A 6,045-nucleotide genomic window follows, 5' to 3' on the forward strand; every position below is an offset into this window, starting at 1 on the left:
TGCGCAGGTGGCAGGGGATATTAATGAAATTATCCTCTTCTCGACTGAACTCAAATCCAAAAATAATGACATATCCAGTACGATCATCATGCTGCCTGAAGAACAGACTCTCCGGCAGATTCTCACACTCCTGAACAATCTGATGAACCCGGAGATGTAGAGGCGGCAGTGCTCAATGGAAAAACGAAATGCTGCTGATTCAAAGGGATTGAACGTCGGAATTGGAGAGTACAAAATCAGAAATACACAAATTTCATCGATTGGGCTTGGATCGTGTGTCGCATTCATTCTCTACGACAGGAAATTAAAAACGGGTGGACTGGCACATGTGATGTTGCCTGAGAGTAATGGCAAAAGCGAACGGCCGGGAAAATTTGCCGATACTGCAGTGCCCCACCTGATCAGTGAGATGGGAAAGTGTGGTTCTTCGCGCAGGAATTTGTCGGCATATCTGGTCGGCGGAGCGAGTATGTTTGAGCAGTTTAAAGGGAATCTGGATATTGGAAATAGAAATATCATTGCTCTGAAAAAGCATCTCAATGAATTGCATATTCCCATTGAATCAGAAGATACCGGTGGGACATCCGGGAGATCCGTCTTTTTTTTCCCGGAAGACGGAGGCAGAATATCCACCAGAAAAGCGGATGGGAAATGTTACGAGCTTTAATTATTTGTGTTATACTGTTTTGTATGACCATTCCGGTATCCGGAACCGTAATTACATTTATACCTGCAAACGGGTCGATTTCCTCACTTGGGGTTATGGATATCAGTGAAAGCCATGATGGCATGATTGCATTTGCAACAACAAACGGTCTTTCTCTGTATGACTCCGGGTGGGCAACAATCCAGAAAGAACCATGGAACTATGATACCGGACTACAGGACGATTTTATTCAGACAATCGAATTTGATGATAAAAATTATCTCTGGCTTGGTTTTTCAGCAGGTGTGCAAAAATACGATGGAATATCATTTACCAGAGTTGGTACAGATGAATTTTTTTCCACAATGAACATACATGAGATTCTCTGTGATAACGATACCATCTGGATTGCGAATGGATATTCCGGGTTAAATCATTTATCAGAAGGAAAATGGAACTGGATTCGTCCATTCACTGAAGACGGACCCGGTGCCTATTATATTTCCTCTATGGCAAAGGACCATGCAACAGGCAATATTATTCTGACAACCCGTCTCCACGGTATCTGGGAGGGCGTATCGGATGAACAGGGAATAATATTTTCATACGTTTCCGGCCCTGGTGAGCAATATGGGAAGATGACCACCGTGGTGGACTACCCATTTGGCGGTGTAATTCTGTTCAATAAAAATATCATCCTGCATTATTCTGAATCAGCCGGTTTTACCCGAATCACTGATCCTGCAGCCCTTGGATATGGCGTTACCCGAATCAATGATGTTGCAGTAACGGAGGACGGCATATTTATTATTGGTACAAATAACGGACTCTATGGATATGGTAATAATGAGATTGTCGCCCATATTAACCGAAATATTACCGGAATTACCAGTAATGAAGTGACAAAAGTCTTCCCTGACTCAAAAGGACGATGGTGGTTTATTACAAAAGGGGAGGCAGGATACTATTTCTCTGATAATATCACTGAAAAGATACCGGTGACCATGGTAAACGAACCGATACCCGATAATTCCAATCTGTCAGAACCACCCACCCCCATCCGGGTAGCGGTTCATTATGTGTCCGATCATCTATGAATGGGCCTTCAAAACTTTTTTTGCATACATATCAATAGAATCAATGAATAGCATGCGGGCCTGTCTGGACTCTTCTTCTTCAGCAGAAAAGATATCCTGAACGATATAATCTAACGGTATAAAATAATATGATAATGACTTAAATCTGCGCAATAATTCTTTAAATTGCATATTGGATTCATTTTCCTGGTTTTTTAATACATAAAATGTCCAGTCCAGAATCTGTATCAGGTAGACAGGCATTTCTTTATCCATTGCCATTGAACGATATTGAGAATACGATGTTTTTCCTGTTGCAATGAGAGAAAGCTTCAGCCCATAGTATATCGGTTCAAGACTTTCCGGATATTGCTGAATCATCTGTTTTACAATCCCGTTTGCTCCAACACCGTCGCCGTGTTCAAGCCTGTAATTGAATGATTCGCGGAGGAAATCAAGGTCGTTGAAAAATTTTACCGTTGAAATATTAAGCAGTTCAACCTGTTTTGCCTCATTATTATCCTTTTTTGCCTTCTCTAAGCCAATCCGGATGAACCATTTTTCATTTGGAAACCACCAGTGAGACATCTTGATCATGAACCAGAATGCATTATCTACGGCTTCATCATCAGAAAGATCCAGTGGCTTCAGGCGGTAGAGAGGGGGGGCAACCCGCACCATTTCCTGTAACTGTTCACGTGCTGCAAGTTCTGTTCTCTGTTTCTGTCGTGAGGTTTCGGCACTTTCCTCTCCTGTCCGGGATTTTGAAATGGAATAATAACAGTATGCAATGAGAAACCCAATTCTGGCATCATGCTTCCAGTAATCAGAAAAATACACAATTGCATCCTGAAAATGTCCTGATGAGAGCAGCTGTAATCCGCCGAGAATTCTGAGAGAAGCCTTTCCGGAAGACCGTTTTGAGCGGATAGCAGTGGTAATGATGCGTTCAGTATACTGTGTTAAATTTTTCTGACTGCTATTCGTCATCACCCGGTATGCAATACTGTCAATAAATTCATCGTATGTCGCATCATCAAGATCAGGAAATCCATTATCCAGTGCAGATACGATATGGGCAAAAAAAACGGGGAGATTTACATCTATTTTTTCTGTATTATTATCGATATATAAATAGAGATCCTGCCGCAGATTCTCGATCTGTACATACCGGATTGCATCCCCGAGTTTTTCACCCCGCACCATATTTCAGTATATAAGTTTTAAAAATGATAAACCCCTATGGTTTAGATATATCCGCATAATAGTATTCACCCTTCGCCCGCTGTTCTCTGTCAAGATAGGATTCCGGTTTATTTATACGGGGTCGTCCCGATTGATCCCGCCTGAATGTGATATCGAGTCCTTTCAGAAAATGATTCATGCCATCTTTCATATTATAAGGCCCGTATGCAGCACCCGCGACACCGGGTGTTCCGTCAAAGACAAGCATGCGTTCACTGATCATATCAATCAGGTAAATATCATGATCGATGACAATGATGCCTGCCTCTCTTCCTTCCGCATGCCGGCGCAGAACCCGTGCCAGTTTCACCCTCTGTTCAACATCCAGATGTGCACTTGGCTCATCAAGAATATAGAGGTCAGCATCCTGTGAGAGACACAGCGCGATTGAAACACGCTGCAGTTCTCCACCACTCAGTTGATCTACAGGTGACTGAAGGATGGGGGTAATGGACAGAGGTTCAATAATTTCATGCTGGTAATATGATGAATCAAACGAACGGCAGGCCTGTCTCAGAAGGAATTCTACCGAGACTGATGAATCGCCTTTTACGTACTGCGGTTTGTATGCAATTCGTACTGTTTTATCCATCTCACCGCGGTCAGGTTTTTCAACGCCTGCAAGCAGCTTGGCAAACGTACTCTTTCCGATACCATTCGCACCGACAAGACCCAGCACCTCTCCTGCCAGAATTTCCCCGGCAGAGATGCTGAGGGAAAAGGTATCGCCATACTTCTTTTCCATCTCCGGAAATGCAATGAGCGTCTGGCGGGCTGCATCATGGGTGTGGAACCGTGTCTCGAAGGTGACGGCATAATCCCTGAAACGCACATTCTCCTCCGGTAAAAATCCCTCCAGATATTGATTGATTCCAATTCTCACGCCTTTTGGCCGGGTGATAATTCCGAAGACACTGGGTTTACCGTAGGCAACATGCACCGTATCTGCAAGCATATCCAGAATGGCAAGGTCATGTTCAACAATGACCACCGGTCGCGTCACTGCAAGTTCCCGTATCAGCCTTGCAGCGATCATCCGCTGGTAGATATCAAGAAACGGGGTTATTTCATCAAGGAAATAAAAATCCGCATCACGTGAGAGACAGGCGGTGATGGCAACACGCTGCAGTTCACCACCGCTCAGTTTTCCAATCGGACGGTCCAGAAGAGATTCAAGGCGGAATTCATGAATATAATGATTGAGCATCCCCCGTTCATCAGTTGATGACAGAAGTTCAGACACCGTTCCCTTAAAGGCCTTCGGTATATAATCGATGTACTGAGGCTTCAGTGATGGTTTTATGGATGATTTTGAAACCTGCTGAAGGTAATCATACAGTTCAGTTCCTGTGTACTGTTTTAATATACCTTCCCAATTGGAACCATCGTCAGGATTACCCAGATTCGGGACAAGCTGACCACACAGAATTTTGACGGCAGTACTTTTTCCGATACCATTGGCTCCAAGAATCCCGGTTACTTTCCCTTCAACCGGAATCGGGAGCCCGTATAGTGCAAATCCGTTTGTTCCATACCGATGCGTGGGGTTATCCAGTTCTTCGGGCAGGGTCACGATATCAAGTGCACCAAACGGGCATTTCTTGATACAAATACCACATCCAACACAGAGCTCTTCTGATATAACCGCTTTTCCCTCCTCTCCGATAACAATCGTTTCATCACCGGTACGGACACGCGGACAGTACAAAATACATTCTTTGCCACACTTTATCGGGTGGCAACGATCACGATGAACAACAGCAATACGCATAGTATATCACAAAATTATTGTATTGTCAGGAGAATTGTCCAGGTAATAAACCAGAACGCAAATGCCATAAAACTCTGGTAAAACCAGTCTTTTCCGCCCAGTCCGGATACATCCATCTTCATGAGCATGAATATATGTTTCTGGAATACCATTGCCCCAAGGAGAATGAGCAGTCCAATAACTCCCTGACTCTCATTTTGAATGAGGAGATACGAGAGAATACCTGCAATAATTCCCATAATGCTCGCGATACCCGTACGGATAATCCGTTCATTATGCTCCTTTCTCTTTTGTTCTCCAGACTTGACAATTCTTGCCTCAGTTCCGTTGGACACGTTTTCTTCAGTCATCCTGACACCAGTCATTATAATTTTGTCTTAGAACAATATGTAATTTGGTATAAATGGCGAATTTAAAGGGAATGAGTGGGCTTGATATTCATGCCATGGTGTCGGAGGCCCAGGGTTTTCTCCCTTTGTGGGTCGGAAAAACCTACCAATATGATACAGGGATGTTTGGAATCCGTCTCAATGGAGAAGAGAAGCAAAAATTTTCCCTGATTATTGAAATAGGAAAACGGGTACATTTTACGTCATCGCTCCCTGCAGCAACAGCAAATCCGTCGGGATATTCAATGTTTCTGCGAAAATACTGCAATGGCGGAAGAGTACTTGGCATATCACAGCCGGGGATTGAACGGGTTGTTGATATTGAAATAGGAAAGAGTGGAAAACGGTTTCACCTGATCGTTGAACTCTTTGATGAAGGCAATATCATACTGACAGACGGGGAATATACCATCATTCAGCCCCTGAAAAAACATCGGTTCAAAGATCGCAGTGTATTTGCAGATGAAGCATATACACTTGCAGCACATACCGCACCGGCATCCGGGGAAGAATTTGCATCCATTCTTCAGGCATCAGATGCCGATACTGTCAGGACGCTTGCCACACAGTTTCTCATGGGCGGCAAATTTGCGGAAGAGGCGTGCAGGATTGCCGGTGTCAGCAGATCGGAACCGGCCGTTACCGCACCTGCCGACAAATTGTTTGCGGCATATTCGTCGATTCTGAAGAGAACTGAAGAGGAACGCAGTCCCTGCATCACAAAATCAGGATGCTGGCCGTTTCTTCTGGGAAATGAAACAGCAGTTGAGACATTCACGGCATTTCACGAAGCGCTTGACCAGTATTTTCCCCGCGGGAAAGAACTGATTACCCCGCCAAAACCAAAACTCAGCCGTGAAGAGAATATCCGGGTACGGCAGTTGGATGCTATTGCTTCGTTTGAAAAAAAGAAGATCG

6 protein-coding genes are annotated in these 6,045 nt (G+C 44.1%); 3 read left to right on the plus strand and 3 right to left on the minus strand.

Features of this window, described 5'->3' with window-relative positions; translation table 11 throughout:
- Positions 1-175: 175 nt before the first annotated feature.
- Both MKMG_RS10185 and MKMG_RS10190 read left to right on the plus strand, forming a co-directional pair.
- Positions 176-667 carry a chemotaxis protein CheD gene (locus tag MKMG_RS10185; RefSeq protein WP_165077745.1) on the plus strand — a complete coding sequence of 164 codons (492 nt, stop codon included), beginning with the start codon at positions 176-178 and terminating at the stop codon, positions 665-667.
- Positions 668-762: 95 nt separating this feature from the next.
- Positions 763-1,743: a hypothetical protein gene (locus MKMG_RS10190; RefSeq protein ID WP_165077746.1), complete on the plus strand. Its 981-nt coding sequence runs from the start codon at positions 763-765 to the stop codon at positions 1,741-1,743.
- On the opposite strand, the gene MKMG_RS10195 is transcribed toward MKMG_RS10190, so the two are convergent.
- The 3 genes from MKMG_RS10195 to MKMG_RS10205 are packed head-to-tail and all read right to left on the minus strand — an operon-like array spanning position 1,738 to position 5,088.
- Positions 1,738-2,928 (minus strand): hypothetical protein, encoded by a 1,191-nt coding sequence (locus MKMG_RS10195; protein ID WP_165077748.1) that lies wholly within the window; start codon positions 2,926-2,928, stop codon positions 1,738-1,740. The two genes, MKMG_RS10190 and MKMG_RS10195, sit on opposite strands and share 6 nt — an antisense overlap.
- A gap of 34 nt (positions 2,929-2,962) precedes the next feature.
- Positions 2,963-4,738, minus strand: a complete 1,776-nt coding sequence (locus MKMG_RS10200; protein ID WP_165077750.1) for a ribosome biogenesis/translation initiation ATPase RLI — start codon at positions 4,736-4,738, stop codon at positions 2,963-2,965.
- 14 nt (positions 4,739-4,752) lie between these two features.
- On the minus strand, positions 4,753-5,088 hold the full coding sequence (locus tag MKMG_RS10205; protein ID WP_254059167.1) for a hypothetical protein: 336 nt from the start codon (positions 5,086-5,088) through the stop codon (positions 4,753-4,755).
- 71 nt (positions 5,089-5,159) lie between these two features.
- Between MKMG_RS10205 and MKMG_RS10210 the strand changes: the two genes are divergently transcribed.
- The coding region (locus MKMG_RS10210; RefSeq protein WP_174235653.1) for an NFACT family protein at positions 5,160-6,045 on the plus strand (886 nt) is incomplete at its 3' end.

It is taken from the genome of Methanogenium sp. MK-MG, assembly GCF_009914725.1.
Taxonomy (GTDB): domain Archaea; phylum Halobacteriota; class Methanomicrobia; order Methanomicrobiales; family Methanomicrobiaceae; genus Methanogenium.

What these genes read in the sequence shown, in the direction of transcription:
- MKMG_RS10185 (WP_165077745.1), top strand. Translation starts at nt 176, where the DNA reads ATGGAAAAACGAAATGCTGCTGATTCAAAGGGATTGAACGTCGGAATT.
- MKMG_RS10190 (WP_165077746.1), top strand. Translation starts at nt 763, where the DNA reads ATGGATATCAGTGAAAGCCATGATGGCATGATTGCATTTGCAACAACA.
- MKMG_RS10195 (WP_165077748.1), bottom strand. Translation starts at nt 2,928, where the DNA reads ATGGTGCGGGGTGAAAAACTCGGGGATGCAATCCGGTATGTACAGATC.
- MKMG_RS10200 (WP_165077750.1), bottom strand. Translation starts at nt 4,738, where the DNA reads ATGCGTATTGCTGTTGTTCATCGTGATCGTTGCCACCCGATAAAGTGT.
- MKMG_RS10205 (WP_254059167.1), bottom strand. Translation starts at nt 5,088, where the DNA reads ATGACTGAAGAAAACGTGTCCAACGGAACTGAGGCAAGAATTGTCAAG.